Raw genomic sequence first — 25,288 nt, 5'->3', positions numbered from 1 at the left:
TATTTATGCTTAATAGATAGGTACTGCTAAACCTTCTCTAATCCTATCAAAGAAATAAGCCTCACGATACAGGTTATTACCTTCACCATAGATATAGGTCGGCCTAAAGATGGTAATTGGGAAACCTTCCTCTTGATATAAATTAAATAAGTAATCTTCTGCTAGTGCCTTATCTAAGCCATAACTTCCCCAATGAGGATTCCTTCCCCTTGGAAAATCTTCAGAACTAACCCCTTTATTGGGCAAATAAACAGCCCCTGAACTACAGAAAACATATCTTTTTAGATTATCTCTTTTAATCACTTTAACTAATTTAGCTACATCTTCTTTAGTGTAAGCAGTAATATCAAAGATATAATTGTAGGACTTATCTCCCAACTCTCTTTGTAAATCATCTGTTAAATGCCTATCCCCTCTCAAGTGATATCTGACCCCTTCATAGTCTAAATCTCTTCTGCCACGGGTAAAGATATCTACTTTATACCCTAAAGAGATTAAATATTTAGCTATTGCTCTACTGACAAACTCTGTTCCTCCCATAACTAAAACATCCTTCATCCTATCACATCCCTTTATCCAGATTTATCATTTGGGTTAATATGTATAATTTTATTCTGTTTAACTTATTACTACTCACTAATCTCTTGCTCGATTTTCTGTATAATCTTTTCACAGAGCTGATGGGTAAGTAATGCATCATCAAGAAGTTCTTCAATTGCTACATCTTCTTGTACTATCCTAATAAATTCATCGATTATATTAACAAACCCTCTATTATATAGAGTTGGATTCCAATCACCACTTCTACTTACTCTCTCTTCTCCTCCTTGATAATCAGTTCGTTCTACCAAATTTCTGATTACAACCTTTCTCTGTTTTCCAATTACTTGGACTATCTCTTGATTGATACCACTAGCTCTATTCATAATCCCAATAGCAGTCAACTGCTCTCCTTTTAACTTAATAACTATCTGTTTTAACAACTTTCCATCTAGAATTGCATCTACCACTAAATCTTCTAGCTGTCCTTCTGCTAAAAACCGGATAGTATCAACTATATGAATAAAATCATCATAAATAGCTATTTTGAAATTTTGGGGATTATTTAATCTATTCTTCTCCAACAAAATAGTTTCAGCTTTAAAGTCCTTCTTTAATTGTTGGTACATTGGCACAAATCTACGATTAAAGCCGACCATCAACTTTAGATTATTCTCTTTTACCAACTTTACCATCCGCTTAGATTCTTCTAAGGAATAAGAAATGGGTTTATCTACATAGACATGGATACCATTATCTAATAACTTCTCTATAATAGAGACATGGGCTGGAGTAGATGTATGAACAAAAGCAGCTTCAACTCCAAAATCTATTAAATCATCAAGGTTGGTGCTCTTATTGGCTACTCGATACTTACTTGCTAGAGCTTCTAACTTCTCTTGGTTGCGAGTAACAAAAAAGAGCTCTAGCTCCTCTTTAGCAGTAATTACTGGTAAATAAGCCTTCTCTGCAATACTTCCCAAACCAATTACTCCAATTTTCATCTATATCATTCCCTTCTGATGAATTAAAATATTATTGAATTTCTTCTTAAGGTTATTATATCTAATTTTAGATATATTTTAAAGGAAGCGACTTTTAGAAACTGAAATATTAGAAATTATATCAAAGTAAAAAGGATGCACTATAATTGCATCCCTTAATGATAATTTTGACTACTTTTATCGTATTTACAGCTACCATTTCGTATGAAAATACAGCACAACTAATATTCTCTCGGAATTATCGGGGGTTGCATACAGAGAGATGTATAATTATTCAAAAACTTTCTCTATAAAACTTATAGATTCAACAATGAACTAAAGCCAATTATTTACTCAATAGCTCCTCTTTAATCTTGCAACCCGTTGGTGTAACAGCTAATCCTCCTAATGAGGTCTCCTTAAGTTGTGGTGGGAGAAATTCGCCAACCTTCTTCATTGCTATAATCACTTCATCAGCAGGGATGTGGCTCTTTATTCCTGCCAAAGCTAGCTCTGCTGCTGTTAAAGCATTGCTGGCTCCCCCGGCATTTCTTTTAATACAAGGAACTTCTACTAATCCACCTACTGGATCACAGATTAGACCTAAGATATTCTTTAAAGCAATTGCCACTGCATCAAGTACTTGCTCTTCATTACCTCCTAACATATAGACAATTGCCCCTGCTGCCATAGCTGCTGCAGAACCACATTCAGCCTGACAACCACCTTCTGCTCCAGATACTGTTGCTTGTTTATCTATAATCAATCCTATCCCAGAAGCAACAAATAATCCATCGATAATAACTTCATCAGTGAGGTCTTTAGCTTCTGCTACTGCTAATAATGCTCCAGGTAATATTCCACAAGAGCCTGCAGTAGGAACTGCAACTATTCGACCCATAGCAGCATTTACCTCTGCTACTGCTATTGCTTTAGAAATTGCTGAACTTAATACCATGCCGGTTACAGTATTACCCTTTCTCTGAGCATCGACTAGTAATTTAGCATCACCACCACTTAAGCCACTAGTAGACTTAATATTTTCAGTTAAGCCTGTATCAATTGCTTCTCTCATTACTTCTAAAGCCTTACCCATCTTAGCTCTAATTTCATCCTCTGATTTATTGGTCAATCCTTTCTCTCGCTCAATAATTATATCTACTATAGATAAATTCTCTTTTTTAGCTAATTCTACTAACTCTGATAATGTTTTGAAATTATACATACCTACTCCTCCCTAATTAATAGGTCCTATCAATTTAATCTCTTCGATCTCTGATATCTCTTCAATCTTATCTAGAATATCTTCCTTAATCTCTTCATCAACTTCAATAACTGCTGTTGCCAAAGAGCCTTTATACTCCCTTAGTACCTTCATATAGGCAATATTCAGTTTGTAATCTTCCAAAATCTTAGAGATTTTAGCTATTATTCCTGGTTTATCTTGATGAATAGTAAGTAATGTAGCCAACTCTCCTGTAACACCAACCTTGATTCCATCAATTTCATTTATTATTACACTTCCTCCTCCAATAGATGAAGCGATAATATTAATAACTTTACCATTAATACTACTAACCACTAACTTGATAGTGTTTGGATGAGCATTATCTAAATCTATAGGAAGAAATTCATACTTTAACCCCCTTGCTCTAGCTAAAGTAAAGGCTTCTTTAATCATTGGGTTATCAGTCTTTAGACCTAATAATCCACCAATTATGGCTTTGTCAGTACCATGCCCTTGATAAGTCTCTTTAAAGGAGCCATGTAAGTATACTTTTACATCATTAAACTCTTCTCCAATTATCTCCCTTGTGAGATTTCCTATTCTAACAGCTCCAGCAGTATGGGAGCTTGAAGGTCCAACCATTACTGGACCAATTATATCAAAAATACTTAGATTACTCATTTTATCACCACTTTTTATGATTTAAATTATATTGTGAATCAAATGACTATAGTACTTCTAATCAAAATGATATATAATTTCAAATTCTGGACCCTTTAAATTCTGATTAGAGACCTTAAGTACTCTGTAACCACCTCTGCATTCAAAATCCCCTTTACCATAAGAAATACCTGGTGTGAATTCTAGCAAGTTACTATTTTTAAAAAAGGAAGTTCCTAGATCAAGATATAAAGTGATAGGAGCTTTAGAATAACTGACTTTATATGCAAACTTTAATCCAAGGTTATCTTCATCTCCAGAAATATTATGAAAACCTGCCCCACCAATAAGCTCCCAATTCTGAGTCGAGGAGAAATCAACAGTAAGTAACCCTTCACTAAAATAAAGATGATTGTCCCTTTCTTTCAACTCTTCTATGTAATCACTGAAGTTAAATTCTAAACCAAATCTATCTAATCCCAACTTTGAATTTAACCGTAACCCTGTAATATCCTCAGAAACAAGATGGGTTGCTAGAGACATTTTTAAAGATGTATCATTAAAGTTTTTCTGGTTTAAATTACTAACAGTCTTATTATTATAATAGCTATTCTTATATTCATCTTCATCAAAGATACTAATAGAAAAATCTATAAAATCAAAGATACCACAGAATAAATCCCAAAATCTATTATTATCATCTTCTTCATCATTCTCAATATTAGTATTCCCTTTATTAGCTGTGGAAATTGCCTCTTCAAATAAACTTAATTTACTCTGTTCTTCTTTACATATAACCTTTATAGGGGCTAATAATAAATAATAGCTTAAGAGAATTATTAAAAATAATGATGCTATTCTAAGCTTCTTCATGTTATCCTCCTTAACTCTTAGCAATAAGTATATATCTTTATACAATGATTTATAGTTACCTTTATATATATGTTCTTATTTGGTTGTTTTCATAAAAATAAAACACCTTGTAGATTTTTCTATAAGGTGTTTTATCCAGCCTAAATATTCAACTCTACCATTACTGGACAATGGTCTGAACCCATTACCTCAGTTAATATCTCAGCATCACTTACTTCATTTAGCAAATCTTTACTAACAAAATGATAATCTATTCTCCAGCCTGCATCCCTCTCTCTAGCTTTAGTCCTATAACTCCACCAAGAGTACTTAACCTCATCAGGATAAAACTCTCTATATGTATCTACATATCCATGCTCTATAATTTTATCTATCCAAGCCCTTTCAACAGGCAAAAATCCAGACTTATCCTTATTATCCTCTGGATTCTTTAAATCTATCTCAGTATGGGCGATATTATAGTCACCACAAATAACTAATCTCTTACCATCTTTCTTTAGCTCTTCACAATATTTAAGAATAGCTTCGTGGAAATCAAGCTTATATTGGAGCCTCTTCTTACTACTACGACCATTTGGGAAGTAGATGTTAACAAGTGTAAATTCAGTATATTCTGCTATAATTACTCTACCCTCTTCATCAAATCGCTCAATTCCGATACCATTATGAACAGCTAAAGGCTCCTTTTTACTATAAATAGCTACTCCACTATAGCCTTTTCTCTCACCATAATTAAAGTAAGAATTATAGCCGTCTATCTTCTTTAACTTATCAATTAACTGGTCTTTTTGTACTCTAATCTCTTGTAAACAGAGAATATCAGGATTCTCTTCCTCCACCCAATCTAAAAAACCTTTCTTATACACTGCTCTAATGCCATTGACATTCCAAGAATATATCTTCATCCAAGTTCCTCCTTTATTACCATTAAAGATAACTATATTTATTATTGATAAAGATTCCTATTTAACATATTCTTTATCCCTTGTTTAATTCCTTTATAAAATTACAGTTATCTTATAGCAATAAAAATTGTCTTTCATTTTTAAAATCTTCTTCATTCCACTTTCAAATAAGTCTTCTTGTTCTAAAGGGTTTGTCTCTCTTGGAATAAAGAGTTCATTAAGATTATTCAACTTTAGAATAATCTTTTCTTCTTTCATAAGTACCTCCTGATGTAAATGATGACTCTACATAATCGATTGTTAATAATAAACTCTCTAAACTTTTTTATTCTATAACATTTAACTCTATCTTTTAAACGCCAATATTTACATAATAATAAAAGGTAGTATCATAATTATGATACCACCTTTTATTATTTAAGAATTAATATTTTTTAATCTTTCAAATAATATATTATTCTCTAAATGGATGTGCTGGAATAAGTCCTGCTCTATCTCTTCAAACTTATCATAGGTTAGAGCAAAGGTCCTACAAACACCCTCAGGTAATTGATAGTTATTTGTTAGTCTCCTTATCTCTTTTAAGATATCTCCTGCATAGTCATGTTCATCTTCAGTTTCTGCCATTACTTGCAAAGCTTCTTGTAATTTCTCTTTTGTTTCTTTAGCTTCATACTCTTTAATTGCTGGGAAGAGTAACTTCTCCTCTTTGATTAAGTGTTCTTCTATCTCTCCTCTTAGTTGATAGAATAGCTTATGAATCCTTCCTAATAATTCTCTTTCTTTAAGGTAATGGGCATTTAAGATTTTATTCAATAGTTCATTTAATACAGGTAACCCTTCTCTCATAAATTGATGATGAGTATTAACAACATAATCAATTAAATCAATCATACTCTCTTGTCGCCAATCGATATCCTCATCTTTACGGTTAAACTCATAATAAGCCTGATTTAATTCTTCAATAATCTTATCTTCTGGTAATTCTCCTTCTTTAATAGCTGCTTTAAGTGGTCTATTCCCACCACAGCAAAAATCTATATTATACTTCATAAAGGTTTCAACTGCTTTAGGAAACTCTGCTACAATAGCACCTATTCTATCATCTATAGTAAATTTATTCTTTTTCATGATATCTCCTCCTTTTTAAGTTCAGTAAACTATAAATTAAGCTAACAATAAGTCTCCCACTACATAAGCTGATTCTTTCAAATCTTGACTTTCAGCTTCTCCTGGAGAGAATTTAATTCTAATTGGGAATTTCAAATCATCCATTCCAGTACTCTTGATAATCAGTGAGCTATCTACTACTTTAAGGTTACTATCCTTTAGATAATCATTGATTACCTCTACAGCTTCACCACTCCACCCATAAGAACCAAAAGCAATACCAAGCTTATCCGATAAGTCCATCCTTGCTAACTCTTTTAATACCTCTTCAAGCCCACCGACCATATCGGCATATCTAGTTGAGCTACCAAAGAAGATGGCATCTGAATTCTCAATCTCCTGTTTAATTTCATCAATATCAACATTTTTCTTAATATTAATCACCTTAGTATCTATCGCTTTTTCCTCTAACCCCTTACGTAATTCTTTAGCAATATTTCTTGTATTTCCAGTCATTGTTGAGTAGAGAATCAATGCTCTCTTTTCTTCAGTGGCAGGTTTACTCATCCTATCATAGATATCAATATACTTTTGAGGATTATCCCTTAAGATATATCCATGGGATGGAGCAATAATCTCTATCTCTAGATTAGTAATCTTTTCAATCATATCTTGAACATAAGGGCGATGAGGATGCATAATCAATTGATAATAAACCTCAAAATCTTCTGTAATATCCTCTGTTGCTAAATCATTGAACAGTTCATAAGTAGCTACATGACTACTGAAGATATCACAAGGATATAAGGTTTTATCCTCTATACAGTAGGTAATCATTGTCTCTTCTGTGTGTAGATATGGAGTTTCAAAGAAGATTAACTGCTTTCCTCCAATATCTAATTTATCTCCATCCTTGATGATTAGGAACTCTCTATCATGTAAACGATACATCTCTTTCAACTCTTTAGCCCCTAATTCAGTAGTTACAATCACGGCATCTTTAGCTTTATTTGCTAATGCAGGTAGTCCCCCTGAATGGTCTGGTTCCACATGATTAATTACTATATATTTAATCTCTGTTGGATCAATATATTCACTTAGCTTATCTATAAATACCTTTCCAAAGCTGATATCAACAGTATCAATCACAGTTGCTTTCTCTGTCTTTAATAAATAACTATTATAAGTTGTACCTTTCTCTAAAGTCAAACGGTGAAAAGGAACCTTTCTATCATCAACATAACCTACCCAATAAGCATTGTCAGCAACTTTAACCTCTTTATTCATAATCTATCTCCTCCTAATCTATAATTAAGTTTTAGTTATCTCTTTTCCTTAAGCTCAACTTAATTATAGGATAGGTAGGAGAATAAAGATGTGATTGGAATCAAATTTAAAAAAAAGTTAAATTATTGTTTGCTTTAAATATAAAAAACCTCAAAACATTAAAATGTCTTGAGGTTAGAATGATGTTGATTATTTACTTCTTATTCTTTAGTAATCACTAATTACTGCATTAATCTCAATCTCTCTTCATCTAAAATAATTATTTTTTTATTACCTACCAGTTTAATAATCCCCTCTTCTTCAAAGCTTTTCAACTTCCTACTTACTGTCTCACGAGCTACACCAGTATAATTTGACATATCTTCTCTAGTAATAGGTATCTTCATCTCTATACCTTGAGGAGTTTCTACACCATATTCCTTTTTTAATTTTAATAGCATATATGCTAACCTCACCTCAACTTCATTTGTAGCTAGATTTTGAGCCAAAGTTTCTAAACTATTAACCCTATCTGCTAATGTTTCCATTATCTTTAAAGCAATCTCTGGCTTATCTAAGATAATACTCTTCATCTTATCTTTGGTTAAGGTACATAATTTGGTGGAAGTAATTGCTTCTGCACTAAAACTATATTGACCTCCTTTTAAGAGGTTTAACTCTCCAAAAAAGTCACCTGCTGTAAGAATATGAAGAATCTGCTCCTTACCATCTTTAGTACATTTAAATAATTTAATTTCACCTTCATTAATTATATATAGAGTATTGGCTTCCAAGCCTTCAAAACAGATAGTGTCCCCTTTTTCAAATTCTTCATGTCCAGTCATTTTAATGATATCTATTAACTCAGCCTCAGCTAAATTAGAGAATATAGGAACTTTGCTAGCACATAGTTTATTCTTGCAACGATTACAACATTTAACCATTATTATCCCTCCGTCCGTAAACTACTTATTCAAATAATTATATTATTGAATATTATGAATTAATTGTTCCTTTCATCATAGTTCATTTGGTTTATTAAAATTAATATATTATATTTTTTTAATTAATAATAACTTATAAAATAATTATTACTATGTATATTTTAACATAGAATTTGATTAGTTTTAAATTTAATTGTTGTTAGTTTTTATATATTCATAAATGACCATATCTAAAGTTACCATTAATTTCAAGAAAAAAGTCAGATAATCTATCTGACCCTATTTTATTATACTAATAGTTGATATAAGTGAACATCTATATATCTATCAAATTTATAGCCTACCTCCTTTAAAGTCCCTGCAAATTCAAAACCAAATTTCTGATGGAGATGAATACTGGTCTTATTCTCTCCAGTAATTCTAGCAATAACAGTATGTATCTCTTCATTCTCTATGGCATGTGATACTATCTTTTTCATCAAAGCATTAGCTACTCCCCTATTCCTATACTTCTTATCTACATAGATAGATATCTCTACTGTTGCAGCATAAGCTCCTTTATTAAAAAGTTTAGATAAAGATACCCAGCCCATTACTTCATCCTTTTCAGCGACATAGATAGGTAACTTCTCGTTATGACAATCAAACCATTCTCTTCTAGAATCTACAGTCTTAATCTCTATATCGAAGGTTGCTGTAGTATTTAAAATTGCATCATTATAAATCTCAGTTATTCTCCCTAAATCCTTTATTTCAGCCCTTCTAATCTTCATCTACCTACTCCTTCATATATTTATTGCAAATTATTGGTCATTTATTCTGCTTTAGCTGCTAATTGATCTAAAGCATCACCTGTTACTCGATAAACGCTCCACTCTTCCATTGCTACTGCACCCATTGACTTATAGAATTGAATAGATGGTTGGTTCCAATCAAGACAAGACCATTCAAACCTACCACAACCTCTTTCTTTAGCCAATTTAGCCAGATACGAAAGCATAATTGTTCCAATCCCCTTCCCACGATATGCAGGCTTTACAAATAGATCTTCTAGATATATTCCAGGTTGACCTAAAAATGTAGAAAAATTATGAAAAAACAGAGCAAAGCTAACTGCTTTACCTTGATATTCTCCTATAATTACCTCGATATTCTCCTATAATTACCTCTGCTACTTTACGTTCAAATAAGGATTGCCGCAAAATCTTTTCAGTGGCTACTACTTCATGGGATAATTCTTCATACTCAGCTAAGCTTTTAATAAACTCTAATATTAGACTAGTATCTTTCTCCTTGGCAAACCTTAATTTAAAATCTTTTAACTTAGTATCAATTAGCTTCATAACTATCACTCCCTTTATAAGTTTTTATTTTTCTAGTTTTATTTTTAATTTCCTTCATATTTATTATAATTTTTCTTTATTAAATTTTATAGTCATAAATGACTAAGTATAATTAAACTATTTTCAAAAATAAGTCAGGATATTATCCTGATTTATTTAACTTTAACCCTTAATAAAAAATACCCTGCGAGATCGATCTCGCAGGGTATTTTTTATTAGTCTTATCTCTTAAATTTGAAATATAGCCCACTTAACGGAGGTAATGTAATATTAATTGAACATTCTCTATTCTGCCATGGGTGATCTTCAGACCAGACTCCACCCATATTTCCAGAATTGCTTCCCCAGTACTTTTCTGCATTACTATTTAAGATCTCTTCATAATATCCTTCTCTAGGAACACCTACTCTATAATTGCTTCGTTCAATTGGAGTAAAGTTAAATACAGCAATGATAAATTCATCAGGATTTTTGGCCTTTCTCATAAAAGAGATAATGCTATTATCAGCATCATGGCAATCTATCCATTCAAAACCATCATAACTAAAATCTATCTCCCATAAAGCTGCTTCCTCTTGATATATACCATTCAAATCTGTCACAAAATCTAATAACTTTTGATGGGCTTCAAAATCTAATAAATTCCAATCTAAACTTTGGGTAGCATTCCACTCTTTCCATTGACCAAATTCTCCGCCCATAAAGGTTAGATTCTTTCCTGGATGGGCATACATATATGAATAAAAGGCACGTAAGTTAGCAAACTTCTGCCAATAGTCTCCTGGCATCTTATTAATCATTGATCCTTTCATATGAACTACTTCATCATGGGATAATACTAAGATAAAGTTTTCATTAAACGCATATACAAATGGGAAAGTTAAATTATTATGATGGTACTTTCTATAAATAGGATCCTTTTCAATATACTCTAAAGCATCATTCATCCATCCCATATTCCATTTCATAGAAAATCCTAACCCACCAAGATAAGTTGGTTTTGAAACACCTTCAAAAGCAGTAGACTCTTCTGCTATTGTTAAAATTCCTGGATAATATTCATGGCTGATAGAGTTAAAATATTGCAAGAACTCAATCGCCTCTAAATTCTCTCTACCACCATACTTATTTGGAACCCATTGATCTCCTTCCCTACTGTAATCTAGATAGAGCATAGAAGCTACAGCATCTACCCTTAAGCCATCAATATGGAATTTGTCTAGCCAATAAAGAGCATTAGAGATCAAGAAATTTTTAACCTCATTTCTCCCATAATTAAAGATATATGTTCCCCAATCTTGATGCTCCCCTAGCCTTGGGTCTAAATGTTCATAGACTGCTGAACCATCAAAACGACCTAAGCCATGAGCATCTTTAGGAAAGTGACCTGGTACCCAATCTAAGATTACCCCGATATCATTCTTATGGAACTCATCGATTAAATACATCAAATCCTCTGGTTTGCCAAATCTACTTGTTACAGCAAAATAACCTGTCACCTGATAACCCCAAGATTCATCAAGAGGATGCTCAGCAACTGGCATCAACTCTACATGAGTGTAATTATGCTCTTTTACATAGTCAACCAGCTTATCAGCCAATTCTCTATAGCTTAAAAATCTATTCTCTTCTTCTGGTACTCTAGCCCAAGATCCTAAATTCACTTCATATATAGACATAGGTCTTTCTAGCCAGTTAGTCTTAGCTCTTTTCTCCATCCAGTGATCATCTTGCCATTCATATTTTCCATTATAATCATAGACAACTGAAGCATTGGCTGGACGAACTTCACTATAAAATGCATAAGGATCAGATTTGATTAAAGTATATCCTTCTTTACTTAGGATTTCAAAACGGTAGACCTCACCCTCGCCTATTCCAGGAATAAAGAGTTCCCAGACCCCTGAATGACCTAATAATTTCATTTGATGGACTCTACCATCCCAACTGTTGAAATTACCGATTACACTTACTCTCTCTGCTTCTGGTGCCCAGACTGTAAAAACAGTTCCTTTTACACCTTGATGAGTTACCACATGAGCTCCCATCTTTTCATAAACTCTATGATGATTTCCTTCACTAAATAGATATAAATCATAGTCAGATAAGTATGGTTGAAAGGAGTATGGGTCTTTTCTCTGCCATTCTCCACCATGATATCCTCGATACTTTAACTCATAATCGAAAAATTCTTCAGTTTCAATAACTCTCTCAAATAGGCCATCTCCATGAATTAATTCCAATTCAACTTCCTCTTCTAACTGGTCTGATATTAGAAAGACTTTTTCTGCATATGGTTCAAAGGCTCTTATTACTACCTTCTCTTCGCCTAACTGGTGCATACCTAATAAATAAGCAGGATCCTTTATTTGAGCATTTAATATTGGGTTCATCTCATGTTCATTTAAAGTTGCCATAACTAAACCTCCATATCTTTATTAATTTCTCTTCTGAGTTAATAATCAATCTTCGATTAGTAGGTTTTATCATCAATAAGCCTTTTACCTTATTTAAACGAAAAATCTAACTGTAAAAATATGGTGAAGGTTGTTAAACCCACTAATTCTTCAATAAAAATTACTTTGTTAAAGTTAATTCTACTTTTTTACATTTAACCCCTTCATAAAACAATAAAAATTTAGAAAATATAATCTTTTGAGATTGATTTAAATTTAACAACCTACGGCTACTATATTTTTTATTCAATTATTATAATATATATTACTAATTATTGGATAAAAAAACATTTTTTCTCGATTCCGTTTGAAAAGTTAGATATAATACCTCAAAGTTACTCCTCTACTCTATAATTAATTTTCACTATAAATCTAATAATTATTTTTCATAAACTTCACCTTTATTATTTATATTTTTTAATATTTATCATTAATCTCCTTCTCTTTATTCAGTCTTCTTTACTACAGAATGAAAGTTGCTGCAGAAATAAAAATCCTACAATAATATTATTTTAGGATTTTTATTTCTGATATACTGATTTTTACTTATCTTTCATCTTCTTCTCTATTAACTACTGATTAGCCTTCTTCCAGTACAAACAATTGTCCCTTAACTCTAGTTCTGTTCTATCATTATTATAGAGTGAAGAAAGATATGCCATGATAAGCGTCTTCATCAGGTGATACTGTTGCAAGCTCTTAACTTTAGCTTTATAATAATCTAAGGTCTCTTTTAATATCTGTTCAGTACTTTTAACAGATTCTACTATCTTTAAGATCACCTCTTCTATCTCATTGATACAGTCTAAATTCCCTTTAGCCAGCTCTCTAATATCATCAGTAGCTTTAGTATGTGAAGGCAGATACCAATCATAGTTGGTCTCTGCTAGAAATTCTAAAGTAGCCTTCTGTTTTTCAATGTCTGTATAAAAAAGTAATTTGTGCTTATCAATTACCTTCTGTGAAAAGATTGAATCACCACAGAATAAAACCCCATCTGCCACAACCCCAATCTGATTTACTGAATGGCCTTGTAAAGGTATTATTTCTACTTCAAGACTATCAAACTTTAACTTTATATTAGTATCTTCTAGTACATGATTTACCTGAGATTCCTTTGCCATTAAGAATTTATTCTTTAAATCCTTGATTGGATTGGCTCCTGAAAAGAAGGCTAAGGGCTCAAGATAAGGATAATTAATTATAGCTGATTCAATCTTATATGCATAAATTTCTACTCCAGTCTCTTGCTGTAAGTAATTGTTGGCACCACAATGGTCTGCATGAAAATGGGTATTAATAATTGCTTTTAAAGTTAGATTATTCTCTTTTAATATTCTTAGTATCTTCTTTGCTACACTATCATCTAAGCCACTATCGATTAAGATTGCATCATTACCATCTTTAATCAATCCAATATTTGTGGGAGCATCTAGATAATATACCTGCTCTGTCAACTGCTTTAATTCCACTATTAAATCCTCCTTATAAAGTTTTTAGGTTGTCTATTTTCAATATTAAACTAATCTGATAGAGACTTTACTATAGATAAGATATCCTGAGGTTCTTTAGCAATATAATCTGGAGACTCTTCTTTTATAGTATCTATAGAATCATATCCCCAACTTACCCAAATAATCTCTACTCCAACCTCCTTACAGGCAATAATATCTCTAGATTCATCTCCAACATAGATTAATTCAGAATTTTTAAGTTTATTTTTCTTTAGAAATTTCTTTATAACCTTATTCTTGCCAAAAAGGTTACTTGAACAGAAAATTTGATCAACATTCTCTATCTGCTTCCTCTTTAAAAAATCTCTGATAATATTTTCTGAATTAGATGATATAATAGCAAGTTTATAATCTAAATCTGCTAACTGATTCAATAAATCACTAATTCCATCAAAGAAACAAAGATGTTTTATTGAATCCTTATAAATTCTATAAAATTCTGGTGCCCAAAAGGGCAACTTATATACAGGTACATTAAGAAATTTACACCTTTCAAGAACCGATAAACTTTTTAAATAATCAATATTCTCCTTTTCTATACTTTTAAAATTATGCTTTTTAGCAAGTTGATTGACAACTGATATAGCAATATTCTGTGAATCAACTAAAGTTCCATCAAAATCAAAAGCTATGTATTTAGTCATAACTGTACTCCTTTATTTAATTAATATATTGTTTACTAACCCTCTCTTCTTATAACATTCTTGATTTATACTCCCATAACCTTTTTACTATTCTATAATTAAGTAAAGATTTTCTTAATACTAGAATATTTGTGGAAATAAGAGGCTAAACCTCCCCATAAATAGCTCAATTTTATATGATTTGTATCTGAAAATTCTACCTATCAAAATCTTTTATCATTTCTACTATGTAAATGTAACCACTGTCTTCATTATTTTTGACTAAATTATTATAGACTACTTAAGCTAATATATATCCAAAATAGTATTATTCTGATAAATTAATTTTAATAATTTAAAAAAACTACCTATTAGTAACTTTGATAAAGCTACTTTCAAATTCCTCTCTAGTAAAAGATCTTCCATGACCAGGATAATAAGTCTGACATTGATATTCTTTTATTCTCCTCCAACTCTTCAGTAACTCTTCTTCATCATTAGCAAAAGGTGGATAAAGGTTATTAGGAAATAGATTAAATAGACTATCACCCACAATACAATACTTATTGTCAATAATTATAGATAAAGAACCTTCGGTATGTCCTGGGGTATGAATTATCTCTCCCTCAACCCCATAATCACTTAACTTAAAGCTATCTTCTATAATAATATCAGCTTTTACATTTCTAAACTCTCCTTGTGATCTTAGAAATCTATTAGCAAATTTAGAGATAGCTTTAGAGAAGACAGCTGTTCCTTTTGGAAACTCTGTAGCTCCTAGAGCTAATAACTTCTCTTCGCTTTTATGTACTAAAACAGGTGCCTGAGATTTCTTTTGAATATCATTTAAACTACCTACATGATCATAATGAACATGAGTAATAATAATTAATTTAATCTCTGAGATATCAGCATTTAATTTATCTAAAGCTCTAATAAGATTTTTACTTTTATTTTTTACTCCAGCATCCACTAAAATTAATCCTTTAGTACCTTGAATTAGATAAGAATTTGATTTCCCCATAGAAACAGAAGTTATAGGATTATTCACCATAATCACCCTCCATATATAAAATCAAACTTTATTAATATATTACGAATAGATATGTGTCCTGTATTAATTACAACTTCAGGGTTGTTAATCCATTCAATATATTTCTCTATATCACTTGGATTAATCGGTGATAAATAAACTCTTTCTCCAACCACTTTTTTAAAATATTTCATCTCTACCCTCCCACTAAATCTATCTAGCTACTTTTAGTTTCAAATAAGAAATCATGATAGATGGAATCAATATTGATTCCATCTATGCCAAGTTTTTTTAATTCATCTATAGTCTGCCAAGCCAACTTTAAATGATCTCCAGTACTAAACTTTCTATCAAAATAAGTCTGTTTTACAGTAGTTAAGGTAATTGAATTCTGCCTATGTATATCCTCAATAGTATTCTTATCCCATCTATCTGGCATTTCCAAAACAACTACTTTATCTACTAAACCCTCTTCACCTTTTATTTTAAAAAACTGTTCATAGTTAAGTCCAACCCTTACCTTACCTAAATAAAAATCTATCAAATCACCTCTAGGAGGATAGATAATTACTTGTTCGACCATCTTCCACTTTACTAAAGCCTGATAGATATTTTTTAAATAAGATTCAGAATATACCTTATCTTTAACCTCAATTAATAGTCTTACTTTATCCTGACATAGCTTCAAACAATCTTCAAAACTCAATATCTTATCTATAAGATTACTAAACTTAAATTTTTTTAATTCATTTAAAACTAGATCTTTAACCTTTGCTTGAATTTTAAATAACCTCATCAAATCCTCATCATGATTTAAGATTATTTCCTTATCCTTAGTCTCTCTAATATCTATCTCTATCATATCATAACCCAATTCAATTGCTTTTCCTAGGGCAGATAGCGAATTTTCAGGATGGTCATCATTTATATATCCTCGATGGGCTATCTTTATCATTTGACAGACCTCCTTTGTTATTGACAAGTAATGATTAAATGGGAACAGGCTTTTCTAGTCAGTGCTTACTTATCCTCTGTTACTTTGTTAATATTATAAATTATTTTTGATAGAAATTTCTATAGATTAAATACATTTATTTGTTATTCTATGAATTATTTTTCTCTACATCTATTAATAAAACCTTTTATAAAGAAAATAAAAAATAAGTGAAGCTCTTAATTTAAGAGCTTCACTTATTTTTTATCTTCTATTATCCTCTAGGATTATCAATCATAGATTTTGGAATTATCAATCTTTGACCAACTTCAAGATAATCAGGATTTACTATATTATTCTCTTCTATAATTGCATCTATGGTAGTTCCAAACCTTTGAGCTATCTTATATAAGGTATCTCCTGCTTTAACAGTATATTCTCTTTTGGAGGTATCTTCAGACTTATCACGATCATCTCTAGGAGTAACTCCAATTATATCAGTTACTATAGTAAGCTGTTTAAAGTTAGTTACCTTAACAAACTTTGTCAAGATAACAGAGAGTTCTACAGTTCTATTATCTACTAGGCTAGACCGAACCTCCTTAATATCTATATTCCCATAACAGAACATCCCCTCTTCTGCCCCAGGAATACTCACAAAGTTTTCAAACTCATCGACATCTTCAAAGAAATGAACAGGTTGATCACCTTCTGGGGTATCTGCTACATAAAGCACTCCTGCTACAATAAGTCCTTGTACCAAGACACCACCTTCTTCTACTGTACATACTGGTAAGAATAATTGACCATCAGCCTGTAATATTCGTTCAATATTAGGCTTAACATCAGGAGGACTAATCTCTACAGTGATGGTTTCAGTTACTGTATCCTCACCAATTACCTCTTCTACTCGTAATAACTCTTCTTCAACCTCTACTTCATCACTATTAATAGCTGTTACAATCTCTATCTGCTTACTTTCAGTTACCTTAACAAAGATGTCTACTAAAACTCTTACCTCAAGCTGGTCTCCATTAACAATATTATAGTTCCAGCGCTTAATAGTTATATCAGCATAAGCATTCATCCCTGCTTTAGCACCTGCAACCTCAATAACTTGGCTAAGTCCTACTTCACCTTCAAAAGCATGAACAGGTTGATCACCTTCTGGGAGTATCTCCTACATAAGTAATATCAGTTCTAAATACACCTCCAACAATTATAGCATCATCTATAACCTCTGCTATCTCATCCTCTATTAAAGCACCATTAACCTTTAATATTCTTTCAATATCAGGCTTTTGGGTTGGAACATCAATTATCCCTTCTATAACTGTTTGATAAGTATTTTCTCCAACAACATGCTCTATTCTAAGCAATTCCTTCTCTACTAACTCTTCTCTAATACCCTCTATCTCACTGATAACAGTAATTTGACGATAATCAAAGACCTTGACAAACTTTCTAAGTATGACAGAAACCTCTACAGTTCTATTATCAACAAAGTTATAATTTACCTTTAGGATATCAACATCGACATAAGTATCCATATACTCTTCAGCTTCAGGAATTTCTACAAAGTTAGTGAAGGTAAGTTCTCCTTCAAAAAAGTGAACTGGCTGATCACCCTCTGGGGTATCGGCTACATACATTACACCCACCTCAATCATCCCATCAATGGTTACTCCACCATCTTCTACAGTAGCCACAACTCCCATTAAGTCAGCCTTTACTTTCAGAATTTCCTCAATATCTGGCTTAGCTGCAACTGGTATGGAGACCTCATTAGTAATAGATTCTCTAACTGTATCTTCTCCAATAAGATACTCTACTCTAACTTGCTCTTCTTTAAAGTCAATCATCCTACCTCTCCTTTCTTAAAACTAAAGATATATTATAAATATATGTAATAAGAAAAGATATAATTAATAATTAAAATCATTAAAATAGATAAATAAAAATGGTAATAAGAAACAAAGAATTTCTGCTTGCTTATTACCATCATGATTATTAAACTAAAAATTTGTCAGCATTGTAGCTTTTAGCTCTTCTACCTTCTTACTACCTACTAAGTAATCTACTAACTTCAGGGCAAATTCTACAGCTACTCCAGGACCACGACCTGTAATAATATTACCATCAACTACCACTCTATCTTGTAGATAGTTGCAAGATTCCAGTTCCTGCTCAAAGCCTGGATAACTGGTCGCTACTCTATTATTGATTACTCCTGCCCCCTCTAACACTATAGGGGCAGCACAGATAGCAGCAATTAAGGCTTCTTTTCCAGCTAACTCTTGAATTAAACTAATAACCCTACTATCATCCCTTAGATTGGCTGCTCCAGGCATTCCTCCTGGCAGGACAATTCCTACCAAATCTTCACTGTTAACCTCATCTATTCTCTTATCAGCCTTGATTATAATATCATGACCACCAGTTACAGCTAAACCTCCTAAGGAGGCAGTTTCAACCTCCAAGCCTGCTCTCCGTAAAATATCAATATTAGTAATAGCTTCAATCTCTTCAAAGCCCTCAGCTAAAGGAATTAATACTTTAGTCATTGAATTTTCTCTCCTTTCTATTATAGTACCTTTCATTTATCTTATCACTTAATGCCATTCTTTATAATTACTAAAATACCTTTATCTACTCCTCTTTAATTTATGGTATATCTTTTCTCTCCTCACTTAATCTACATCTTATATTTTCTTATTAAAAGGTTATCATATTAGTGTAAAAAGGAGGTGATAGATAAATGACAGTCGGACAAGATTTGCACAAAGCTCTAAATGGTTTAGAAACTGCTAGAGTTACTTTAGAGGGATTTGCTCAAGATACTCAAGATAAGATAGCACAAGATATGTATAATAAACATGCTCAGCAGGTTGCTAATGTTGTAAATGAGTTACGCAACAGAGTTAATTATGTAGAGAGCCAAGAGCCACAATTTAAAACTGGGCAAAATGAACAAAATCCACAGCAATAATCATATAAATTTCTAAATTAATGTAGGAGAGAGTGAATCTACTCTCTCCTATTTTAATATAAACTTAATTTATTGGTAAAAATTAACAGTATAAAAACTATTTATTTAACAAAAACTATTTTAAAAGTTCCTAATCAAGGAAAAAAGGAGTTATTTATATGGTTAACTTATTAGATAAATTAGTTTCATCGACAATTAAAGGATTAATCTATCTATTACTTGTTCTCTTCTTATTTACTTCTATCTATTTAGTTTGCCATTCTTTTACTACACCTAAGCATTCCCTAAATACCATTTTTAATTTCAATCAGCTCTATAGATTGAATAGTTTCGGGTCATTTACCAATATCAATCTATAAATTATTAAACTGCAAACAATTATAATTATAATACCACTTACATCTGTATTCTTCATCTGCTAGTCTATTTTAGATTATTTAATAAAGGAGAGATAAAGTGAATAACGAGTAGCTAATATAACTCTTTTTCCAGTTACATTCACCCGTTATTCATCACCTTATAATCCCATTGAAATTTATCCTTTATTTAATAATTATCTTTGTTCTAAGTGGAATTAATTGATATAATTCCTGTAAATCCGCTGCTCTCATTCTAATACACCCTCGAGAGTTCTGTTTACTAACTGGAACTTCTTGATCAGTACTTCCATGAATTCCATAACCACCACCCTTAGTCCAAAGATCAATTCCTATCCAATAATCACCATAAACTTTCTGCTCTTTCCCTGATAACTTCAATTTATTCTTAATTCTAAATTCACCCTTTGGAGTAGGACTCTCTACTCCACCCACTCCAATTGGATAACCTTTAACTATATTCTCTCCTTGCATCAGATAAATTCTCTTAGCTAAACTATCTACTAGCAGACTGTAGGGCTTAAAAGCTGAAAGTTTATTCTGATTCAAATTACTCTCCTTTAAGATCTTAGTAATATCCTTCAGTAGATTGATCCTACTATTAGTATAGCTTAGAATATCTCTATCAACTGGAACTTCAATTAAATATTCTCCTAATAACTCATTAAGGTTTTGAGGTAGCTGATGATTATCTTCTAAATATAATAAAAGTGCCGTTCTAATTTTGTTCAACATAGCACTCTTGTTAATCATCCTCTTCTCTCTTTTATTCCAGGAATTATTTTCAAGATAAGTTTGAATCTCTTGATAATTATACTTCTCATTTCTTACCCTATTACTGAAAGACTCTTGTTTATCTTTTACTACAGGACTATAACTATCAATTAGTATTAGTGTTGTCCAGATCAAAATGACAATAAGTATAAATAATAGTCCTAATATGTATTTGTGATCATCTAGTTTAGATAAGATATTACTACACCTCCAAATTCAGATATCAGTTTAACTGTTACTTATTATCTGTATTTAGAAGATTTTTAACCATTAGCAGCCAAAAGATAATTTTTAATTTCTTTATAATAAAAAGAGCACCTCAGCTTAAGGTGCCTAAAATTGAAACTTAATCTAAATATCTCTAAACCCTTAATTTATAATCTACCTTAGGGCTAGACTTCTTATTAATTACTGTTATAATAACTGGTATTAATATTATTTGAATCATAATACTATAAAATCCAACTAATAAACTTTCCTTACTGATTAAACTAATCAATTGCTCTACCTTAAATAACCTGATGGCTGTCCAAAATCCTACCCAAAAGATAATCTTGCCTCCAATAATTGCACTAATTAAACTAGTCAATATATTAAATTCTCGATATACCAATCCACTCAACAACCCATAAACCCCCAGCTTAGTTATCATCAACAATATCAAAGAGAGTCTTAGACTTTCAATACATAGAGAAATCAATAGTGGATCTAAAGCTCCTAAAATCAGTCCATAGATTGGACCTAAGAGAACCCCTGCTAATAAGACTGTTATCTCAATTGGAAGATATATATTAATAGCAAAGCCCCATAGCTTAAATAGATAAGATACTATAACCCCTAATGCTAATAATAGTATACCTTTAACCATCTTCTTCCCCTTCATCCAAATCCACCTCTATTCTTTAATTACCTATTACTAATTAGCTATAGTTACCATCATCTTCATTTCTATATCTAAGCTATCCCGAGAAATTTCATCACCCTTAATATCAATTGTCTTTATCTCTAAATATCGAAATTCTTCTAATCCTTCTAAATAACTTAGAAAATTATTATAATCACTCTGTAGCTTAACATTAATTATCAGTTTATTCTCTTTAAGCTCTCCTATCTCTAAACTAAAGAAGTCCTTTTTAAGACCAAAGCTTGATTTATTTAATTTAACTATAAAAGAATTTAATTTATCCTCTTCTAAAAGTACTATTTTATCTTCTTTATTCTTACTTTCTTTAGCAAGCTTTACATTTCTATTTACAATTTCCTCTTGAAGCTCTACTAATCTTTTGCTACTTTGTAATAAAAAACCTCTGGAAGGTTGATAAAATCTAATATAATAAAGAGAATTAAATAAGATAAAGATAATAATCATGATAATTACCTTAATTCTTCTATTAGTCTCTACTCTCCTACTTAGCTCAAACTTCATCATCTTCACCTTCCTACTTGAATTATTTCACCTCTAATTTTGAACTCAATCAAATTCATCTTGGCTTCTCTACTCTCCAGACTGTGCTCAATAATCACCTTTTGAAAATACTCAAAGCTACTTATCTTATCTATAAATAGAAGAAATTCATCACTCTCAGTTAGATAACCTTTAAGTTCAAAAGAATTATCCTCCTTAACGCTAAAGCTCTCTATAACTAGATTCTGAGGAATTATTTCTTTTAATTTCTCCATAATTAAAGCCCAATTAACCTTAAAGCTGACTCTTTTTTGAAAATCAAGAGCATCAAGTCGCCTGTCTACTATCTCTAATCTAGCACTAGCAAGCTCCAGCTTATCGGCTACTCTCTGTTTCTCTCTATAAAGGTTGAAGTATAGAAAGATATCTAAGAAGAATATAATTATAATTAAGAATAGAGCAGAAATCTCAAAAACTTTAGGCCCTCCTACTCTCCTTCTTTTATAATCTATTGGTATAAAATCAACCATCTCCCTCACCCCTTAACGCTAACCCGATACTTACTGTAAATATATCCTTATTCTCTTGATAAAGCCTCATATCTTCTGAGTTTAAATCTATCTCTAATCTACTTCCCCAAGAGATCTCATCTATCTCAATACCTAAAACATTTGATAGCTCTTCAATAAAACCTGTATATTCCTTCTTAGCACCGATCAACAGCACCTTATTAATCTGATAATCTCTATACTTAATCTCAAAGTAATCCAAACAACGATAAACCTTAGTAGCCAATTTTCTAAAGGTCGATAGTTGCTCAATAGAATTAAAATCATCCTCTCCAGATTCTACAGTACGATTAAAGATAACCTTGCCTTGATGAATAATAGAGACGTCAGTAGTATTACTTCCTAGATCTATAATACAACAGTTCTGCTGTTCAGCACTAGATAAGCTCTTAATAAAGCGAGCCAATGCCATAAACTCTGCCTCGATAGCTAGAGGCTTTAACTCCAATTTGTCAAATAAATTTAAGTAATCATATATTATACTCCTTTTTACCCCCATGATTAAAGCCTTATACTTACCATTACTCTCCGATAAGATTTCGTATTGGAAGGATATCTGCTTTAAAGGCAAGGTAGCATAATACTCATACTCTAAGGGTAGCACCTTATCTAAATCAACTTGGGGCATAATTGGAACTTCAATAATCGTCTTAGTTATCATCTCACTACTGATTGCAGTTACAACCTTTTTTGCTCTAATCCCCTTCTCAGCAATTACATCCTTTAGCTTCTTCTTTAATTTAGGAAAGTCTTGAATCTCTCCATGAACGATCATACCATTATTCTTTATGAGCGCTAATTTCTTAAATTTAATAGCCTTAGTAGTCCTCTCTATTTCAACCAACTTAATCAACTTATCACCAAAATCTATCCCCAGCACCTTGGGGTCAAATAAACTCTTTATTCTACTAAACAACTTATTAACCCCCTTTAATTAACTTTAGCTCAATCAATTGTTATCTTTAATACATGCTGCTTACCTTTAAATCTTCCAGTAGAAATCACCTGACATTCACCATCTTTAATAGTGATAATCACCTGATAAGTACCACTATACTCTTCATCAACTGTAATTTCTTCTGTTGTAAAACCATTGAATTCTCCTGCTTCAACTTTCACAATTGCCTGCTCTAACCCAGACTCAGCCAAATAAAGTGCCTGCAAGCTATCTTCTTCCTTCTCTAGTAAAATAAATTGACTGGTAATCAGTTCAATAACTCCTCCCACTAGAATTATTAAGGCCAAAAATATAGATAGAACAAATATAGTAATAGCACCATCTTCCTGCTTTAGCATCTTAATCCCCTCTTAAAGATCTCTTATAGAAACTTTATCTATCAATCGATAACTTTCCGTATCCTTCTTTAAACTTAAATTTATAATCAATAAGCCATTATTATTCTCTAATCGAAAGGGAGTTGATTCAACACAAGTAATTATCTTCTCTTCATTTCGGTAGATAGCAGTCTGTCTAAAAAAATATTTGATTGACTCTCCACCATCTAGATATATTGTCAAAATTGAATTGTCAGCAAATAAACTAATATCCACAGACTCTCTTAAATCTCGGTTAATTCGCTTAAGAAAAAGTATAGAATTCAGTTGCAACTCTAACCTATTAGCATCTCTTGCCCAAAGATTACTTCCTACCAGCTGTAAATTGTAAAGCAGAGATAGAATGACTCCTATTACTGTAATTATGATCAATATCTCTACTAGACTAAAAGCACCTTCTTTACTAAACATTCTACTTTATTACCTCCTTAGCAGAGACTTAATGGTCAGCAAATAATCGCCTAAGCTCTAAGCTCTTATTATCCCAACTGACTTTAACCACAACCCAATAACTATTAGAATTGTTGAAATTCTTTTGTTCAAAGCTTATCTCCCTCTCAAAAGAAACTTCTGGATACCAGTTTTTAAAATACCTCTCTTCTTCTTCCTCTTTAATCCTTATCTCTTTAAGCCTTTCGATAAAAGCTTTACTCTTATCACCTTTTAGCAATTCGGCTTTAAATCTCTCAATACTCATCTTAGCCAGCCTTAATGCCTGCAACCTAATACCTGTCCTATCAATTAACCTATCATTGATTGTCCAAAAATCCAACAGCCCACTGACCATTATACTCACTACCACTAAGGCAATTAAAACCTCTATTAGACTAAATCCCTCTTGAGATTTAAACATAATCCACCTCTAATAATAAAGTAATTTACCCAGCACTATGCTGGGTAAAGATTTAATACCTATATCCACTTAAGGTAAGCTTGGCTTCCCTAAACTACTTTCAATCTCATAGCTAGAACTATCTATATAATAGTACCTGCCACCAACCTTATTATCATACCAAATAATATATTTGGTTGCTCCAAAGACATCAGCTCTCTCTCCAAATTCATTGAAAATTCCATCACAATTATTTATATCCTTACTTCCATCAGATAAATATTTATAATTATTATCCTCCAAAGGTACATACTCTTGTAAAGCATCTGGTAGCAGATAGTTACTATTACCGTAACTAGGATAATTCTTATATTCTATTTTTAACATCTCATTAAAGCTCTTTAAAGTCTTCAACTGCTTCTTAATCACAGTAAGCTCAGACTTCTCTTGAACTTTTGTACCATTAGGAATAACCATTCCTAATAAAATAGCAATAACTGAAATTACTATCATAATCTCTATTAATGTAAACCCATCTTCATTCTGGAATTGATTGAACATAACAAACTCCTTTTATAGTAAATAGTAAATTAAT

31 protein-coding genes and 1 pseudogene are annotated in these 25,288 nt (G+C 31.7%); 2 read left to right on the top strand and 30 right to left on the bottom strand.

Translation table 11 applies throughout. The features are described 5' to 3' along the window. Positions 1-9 precede the first annotated feature (9 nt). The 21 genes and pseudogenes from U472_RS10370 to U472_RS10280 all read right to left on the bottom strand — a co-directional run bounded on the left by U472_RS10370 (position 10) and on the right by U472_RS10280 (position 18,976). A complete protein-coding gene (locus U472_RS10370; RefSeq protein ID WP_068718188.1) occupies positions 10-558 on the bottom strand; it encodes an NAD-dependent epimerase/dehydratase family protein in 549 nt (182 codons plus the stop codon). Positions 559-629: 71 nt separating this feature from the next. Then, the gene (locus U472_RS10365; protein WP_068718186.1) at positions 630-1,544 is read right to left on the bottom strand and encodes a Gfo/Idh/MocA family protein; all 915 of its coding nucleotides are present in this window, start codon (positions 1,542-1,544) and stop codon (positions 630-632) included. A 325-nt stretch (positions 1,545-1,869) separates the two neighbouring features. Next, positions 1,870-2,748 carry an L-serine ammonia-lyase, iron-sulfur-dependent, subunit alpha gene (gene sdaAA / locus U472_RS10360; RefSeq protein WP_068718184.1) on the bottom strand — a complete coding sequence of 293 codons (879 nt, stop codon included), beginning with the start codon at positions 2,746-2,748 and terminating at the stop codon, positions 1,870-1,872. A 12-nt stretch (positions 2,749-2,760) separates the two neighbouring features. Then, positions 2,761-3,432: an L-serine ammonia-lyase, iron-sulfur-dependent subunit beta gene (gene sdaAB / locus U472_RS10355; RefSeq protein ID WP_068718182.1), complete on the bottom strand. Its 672-nt coding sequence runs from the start codon at positions 3,430-3,432 to the stop codon at positions 2,761-2,763. A gap of 57 nt (positions 3,433-3,489) precedes the next feature. After that, positions 3,490-4,284: a hypothetical protein gene (locus tag U472_RS10350; RefSeq protein ID WP_068718180.1), complete on the bottom strand. Its 795-nt coding sequence runs from the start codon at positions 4,282-4,284 to the stop codon at positions 3,490-3,492. Between the two features lie 140 nt (positions 4,285-4,424). Continuing rightward, the gene (locus U472_RS10345) at positions 4,425-5,189 is read right to left on the bottom strand and encodes an exodeoxyribonuclease III (protein WP_068718178.1); all 765 of its coding nucleotides are present in this window, start codon (positions 5,187-5,189) and stop codon (positions 4,425-4,427) included. A 93-nt stretch (positions 5,190-5,282) separates the two neighbouring features. Further along, positions 5,283-5,447 carry a hypothetical protein gene (locus tag U472_RS16835; RefSeq protein ID WP_176714145.1) on the bottom strand — a complete coding sequence of 55 codons (165 nt, stop codon included), beginning with the start codon at positions 5,445-5,447 and terminating at the stop codon, positions 5,283-5,285. A gap of 159 nt (positions 5,448-5,606) precedes the next feature. Beyond that, on the bottom strand, positions 5,607-6,320 hold the full coding sequence (ric, locus tag U472_RS10340; protein ID WP_068718173.1) for an iron-sulfur cluster repair di-iron protein: 714 nt from the start codon (positions 6,318-6,320) through the stop codon (positions 5,607-5,609). A gap of 36 nt (positions 6,321-6,356) precedes the next feature. After that, positions 6,357-7,586, bottom strand: a complete 1,230-nt coding sequence (locus tag U472_RS10335; RefSeq protein WP_068718171.1) for an FprA family A-type flavoprotein — start codon at positions 7,584-7,586, stop codon at positions 6,357-6,359. A 221-nt stretch (positions 7,587-7,807) separates the two neighbouring features. After that, entirely contained in the window at positions 7,808-8,509 is a 702-nt protein-coding gene (locus U472_RS10330; protein ID WP_068718169.1) for a Crp/Fnr family transcriptional regulator, read from the bottom strand. A 287-nt stretch (positions 8,510-8,796) separates the two neighbouring features. Beyond that, positions 8,797-9,282, bottom strand: a complete 486-nt coding sequence (locus tag U472_RS10325) for a GNAT family N-acetyltransferase (protein ID WP_068718167.1) — start codon at positions 9,280-9,282, stop codon at positions 8,797-8,799. 41 nt (positions 9,283-9,323) lie between these two features. Then, positions 9,324-9,852, bottom strand: a pseudogene (locus tag U472_RS17570) (N-acetyltransferase family protein). A gap of 221 nt (positions 9,853-10,073) precedes the next feature. Then, the gene (gene glgB, locus U472_RS10315; protein WP_068718165.1) at positions 10,074-12,269 is read right to left on the bottom strand and encodes a 1,4-alpha-glucan branching protein GlgB; all 2,196 of its coding nucleotides are present in this window, start codon (positions 12,267-12,269) and stop codon (positions 10,074-10,076) included. A 611-nt stretch (positions 12,270-12,880) separates the two neighbouring features. Further along, a complete protein-coding gene (locus U472_RS10310) occupies positions 12,881-13,780 on the bottom strand; it encodes an MBL fold metallo-hydrolase (RefSeq protein ID WP_068718163.1) in 900 nt (299 codons plus the stop codon). Positions 13,781-13,830: 50 nt separating this feature from the next. After that, positions 13,831-14,466 carry an HAD-IA family hydrolase gene (locus U472_RS10305; protein WP_068718161.1) on the bottom strand — a complete coding sequence of 212 codons (636 nt, stop codon included), beginning with the start codon at positions 14,464-14,466 and terminating at the stop codon, positions 13,831-13,833. 343 nt (positions 14,467-14,809) lie between these two features. Then, on the bottom strand, positions 14,810-15,499 hold the full coding sequence (locus tag U472_RS10300) for an MBL fold metallo-hydrolase (protein WP_083189863.1): 690 nt from the start codon (positions 15,497-15,499) through the stop codon (positions 14,810-14,812). A gap of 2 nt (positions 15,500-15,501) precedes the next feature. After that, a complete protein-coding gene (locus tag U472_RS16830; protein WP_176714144.1) occupies positions 15,502-15,672 on the bottom strand; it encodes a hypothetical protein in 171 nt (56 codons plus the stop codon). A gap of 23 nt (positions 15,673-15,695) precedes the next feature. Next, on the bottom strand, positions 15,696-16,433 hold the full coding sequence (locus U472_RS10295; protein WP_068718159.1) for a glycerophosphodiester phosphodiesterase: 738 nt from the start codon (positions 16,431-16,433) through the stop codon (positions 15,696-15,698). 253 nt (positions 16,434-16,686) lie between these two features. After that, positions 16,687-17,589, bottom strand: a complete 903-nt coding sequence (locus U472_RS10290; protein WP_425415778.1) for a DUF3794 and LysM peptidoglycan-binding domain-containing protein — start codon at positions 17,587-17,589, stop codon at positions 16,687-16,689. Next, positions 17,573-18,274, bottom strand: coding sequence for a DUF3794 domain-containing protein (locus U472_RS10285; RefSeq protein ID WP_068718155.1), 702 nt, complete (start codon positions 18,272-18,274; stop codon positions 17,573-17,575). The genes U472_RS10290 and U472_RS10285 overlap by 17 nt, the downstream gene beginning before the upstream one ends. Before the next feature lie 153 nt (positions 18,275-18,427). After that, entirely contained in the window at positions 18,428-18,976 is a 549-nt protein-coding gene (locus U472_RS10280; protein WP_068718153.1) for a DJ-1 family glyoxalase III, read from the bottom strand. A 194-nt stretch (positions 18,977-19,170) separates the two neighbouring features. Here U472_RS10280 and U472_RS10275 point away from each other — a divergent pair, with 194 nt between their 5' ends. Together U472_RS10275 and U472_RS17055 are read left to right on the top strand one after the other, a co-directional pair. Then, on the top strand, positions 19,171-19,401 hold the full coding sequence (locus U472_RS10275) for a DUF1657 domain-containing protein (RefSeq protein ID WP_068718151.1): 231 nt from the start codon (positions 19,171-19,173) through the stop codon (positions 19,399-19,401). Positions 19,402-19,559: 158 nt separating this feature from the next. After that, positions 19,560-19,760 (top strand): hypothetical protein, encoded by a 201-nt coding sequence (locus tag U472_RS17055; RefSeq protein ID WP_141677976.1) that lies wholly within the window; start codon positions 19,560-19,562, stop codon positions 19,758-19,760. Positions 19,761-19,943: 183 nt separating this feature from the next. Here the strand turns inward: U472_RS17055 and U472_RS10270 are convergent, their stop codons facing one another. From U472_RS10270 to U472_RS10230, 9 genes are all read right to left on the bottom strand, one after another. Further along, complete coding sequence (locus U472_RS10270; RefSeq protein WP_141677975.1) at positions 19,944-20,531, bottom strand: L,D-transpeptidase; 588 nt, start codon at positions 20,529-20,531, stop codon at positions 19,944-19,946. 382 nt (positions 20,532-20,913) lie between these two features. Beyond that, positions 20,914-21,435 carry a hypothetical protein gene (locus U472_RS10265; protein WP_068718147.1) on the bottom strand — a complete coding sequence of 174 codons (522 nt, stop codon included), beginning with the start codon at positions 21,433-21,435 and terminating at the stop codon, positions 20,914-20,916. A 33-nt stretch (positions 21,436-21,468) separates the two neighbouring features. Beyond that, on the bottom strand, positions 21,469-21,981 hold the full coding sequence (locus U472_RS10260; protein WP_068718145.1) for a hypothetical protein: 513 nt from the start codon (positions 21,979-21,981) through the stop codon (positions 21,469-21,471). Positions 21,982-21,983: 2 nt separating this feature from the next. After that, entirely contained in the window at positions 21,984-22,487 is a 504-nt protein-coding gene (locus U472_RS10255) for a PilN domain-containing protein (RefSeq protein ID WP_068718141.1), read from the bottom strand. Continuing rightward, a complete protein-coding gene (pilM, locus tag U472_RS10250; RefSeq protein WP_068718140.1) occupies positions 22,480-23,442 on the bottom strand; it encodes a type IV pilus biogenesis protein PilM in 963 nt (320 codons plus the stop codon). Before pilM ends, U472_RS10255 begins: the two co-directional genes overlap by 8 nt. Positions 23,443-23,471: 29 nt before the next feature. Beyond that, complete coding sequence (locus tag U472_RS10245) at positions 23,472-23,822, bottom strand: hypothetical protein (RefSeq protein WP_068718138.1); 351 nt, start codon at positions 23,820-23,822, stop codon at positions 23,472-23,474. 12 nt (positions 23,823-23,834) lie between these two features. Then, positions 23,835-24,272, bottom strand: a complete 438-nt coding sequence (locus U472_RS10240; protein WP_068718136.1) for a hypothetical protein — start codon at positions 24,270-24,272, stop codon at positions 23,835-23,837. 28 nt (positions 24,273-24,300) lie between these two features. Next, complete coding sequence (locus U472_RS10235; protein ID WP_068718134.1) at positions 24,301-24,714, bottom strand: type IV pilus modification PilV family protein; 414 nt, start codon at positions 24,712-24,714, stop codon at positions 24,301-24,303. A 69-nt stretch (positions 24,715-24,783) separates the two neighbouring features. Further along, positions 24,784-25,254 (bottom strand): type II secretion system protein, encoded by a 471-nt coding sequence (locus U472_RS10230; protein WP_068718132.1) that lies wholly within the window; start codon positions 25,252-25,254, stop codon positions 24,784-24,786. Positions 25,255-25,288 lie beyond the last annotated feature (34 nt).

The organism is Orenia metallireducens (assembly GCF_001693735.1).
GTDB lineage: Bacteria > Bacillota > Halanaerobiia > Halobacteroidales > Halobacteroidaceae > Orenia > Orenia metallireducens.
Note: the sequence above shows the minus strand (reverse complement) of the source record. Positions and strands in the feature narration are given on the sequence as shown.

Coding starts and splice junctions, on each gene's coding strand:
- U472_RS10370 (WP_068718188.1), bottom strand. CDS start 558: ATGAAGGATGTTTTAGTTATGGGAGGAACAGAGTTTGTCAGTAGAGCA.
- U472_RS10365 (WP_068718186.1), bottom strand. CDS start 1,544: ATGAAAATTGGAGTAATTGGTTTGGGAAGTATTGCAGAGAAGGCTTAT.
- sdaAA (WP_068718184.1), bottom strand. CDS start 2,748: ATGTATAATTTCAAAACATTATCAGAGTTAGTAGAATTAGCTAAAAAA.
- sdaAB (WP_068718182.1), bottom strand. CDS start 3,432: ATGAGTAATCTAAGTATTTTTGATATAATTGGTCCAGTAATGGTTGGA.
- U472_RS10350 (WP_068718180.1), bottom strand. CDS start 4,284: ATGAAGAAGCTTAGAATAGCATCATTATTTTTAATAATTCTCTTAAGC.
- U472_RS10345 (WP_068718178.1), bottom strand. CDS start 5,189: ATGAAGATATATTCTTGGAATGTCAATGGCATTAGAGCAGTGTATAAG.
- U472_RS16835 (WP_176714145.1), bottom strand. CDS start 5,447: ATGAAAGAAGAAAAGATTATTCTAAAGTTGAATAATCTTAATGAACTC.
- ric (WP_068718173.1), bottom strand. CDS start 6,320: ATGAAAAAGAATAAATTTACTATAGATGATAGAATAGGTGCTATTGTA.
- U472_RS10335 (WP_068718171.1), bottom strand. CDS start 7,586: ATGAATAAAGAGGTTAAAGTTGCTGACAATGCTTATTGGGTAGGTTAT.
- U472_RS10330 (WP_068718169.1), bottom strand. CDS start 8,509: ATGGTTAAATGTTGTAATCGTTGCAAGAATAAACTATGTGCTAGCAAA.
- U472_RS10325 (WP_068718167.1), bottom strand. CDS start 9,282: ATGAAGATTAGAAGGGCTGAAATAAAGGATTTAGGGAGAATAACTGAG.
- glgB (WP_068718165.1), bottom strand. CDS start 12,269: ATGGCAACTTTAAATGAACATGAGATGAACCCAATATTAAATGCTCAA.
- U472_RS10305 (WP_068718161.1), bottom strand. CDS start 14,466: ATGACTAAATACATAGCTTTTGATTTTGATGGAACTTTAGTTGATTCA.
- U472_RS10300 (WP_083189863.1), bottom strand. CDS start 15,499: ATGGTGAATAATCCTATAACTTCTGTTTCTATGGGGAAATCAAATTCT.
- U472_RS16830 (WP_176714144.1), bottom strand. CDS start 15,672: ATGAAATATTTTAAAAAAGTGGTTGGAGAAAGAGTTTATTTATCACCG.
- U472_RS10295 (WP_068718159.1), bottom strand. CDS start 16,433: ATGATAAAGATAGCCCATCGAGGATATATAAATGATGACCATCCTGAA.
- U472_RS10285 (WP_068718155.1), bottom strand. CDS start 18,274: ATGATTGACTTTAAAGAAGAGCAAGTTAGAGTAGAGTATCTTATTGGA.
- U472_RS10280 (WP_068718153.1), bottom strand. CDS start 18,976: ATGACTAAAGTATTAATTCCTTTAGCTGAGGGCTTTGAAGAGATTGAA.
- U472_RS10275 (WP_068718151.1), top strand. CDS start 19,171: ATGACAGTCGGACAAGATTTGCACAAAGCTCTAAATGGTTTAGAAACT.
- U472_RS17055 (WP_141677976.1), top strand. CDS start 19,560: ATGGTTAACTTATTAGATAAATTAGTTTCATCGACAATTAAAGGATTA.
- U472_RS10270 (WP_141677975.1), bottom strand. CDS start 20,531: ATGATTAACAAGAGTGCTATGTTGAACAAAATTAGAACGGCACTTTTA.
- U472_RS10265 (WP_068718147.1), bottom strand. CDS start 21,435: ATGAAGGGGAAGAAGATGGTTAAAGGTATACTATTATTAGCATTAGGG.
- U472_RS10260 (WP_068718145.1), bottom strand. CDS start 21,981: ATGATGAAGTTTGAGCTAAGTAGGAGAGTAGAGACTAATAGAAGAATT.
- U472_RS10255 (WP_068718141.1), bottom strand. CDS start 22,487: ATGGTTGATTTTATACCAATAGATTATAAAAGAAGGAGAGTAGGAGGG.
- U472_RS10245 (WP_068718138.1), bottom strand. CDS start 23,822: ATGCTAAAGCAGGAAGATGGTGCTATTACTATATTTGTTCTATCTATA.
- U472_RS10240 (WP_068718136.1), bottom strand. CDS start 24,272: ATGTTTAGTAAAGAAGGTGCTTTTAGTCTAGTAGAGATATTGATCATA.
- U472_RS10235 (WP_068718134.1), bottom strand. CDS start 24,714: ATGTTTAAATCTCAAGAGGGATTTAGTCTAATAGAGGTTTTAATTGCC.
- U472_RS10230 (WP_068718132.1), bottom strand. CDS start 25,254: ATGTTCAATCAATTCCAGAATGAAGATGGGTTTACATTAATAGAGATT.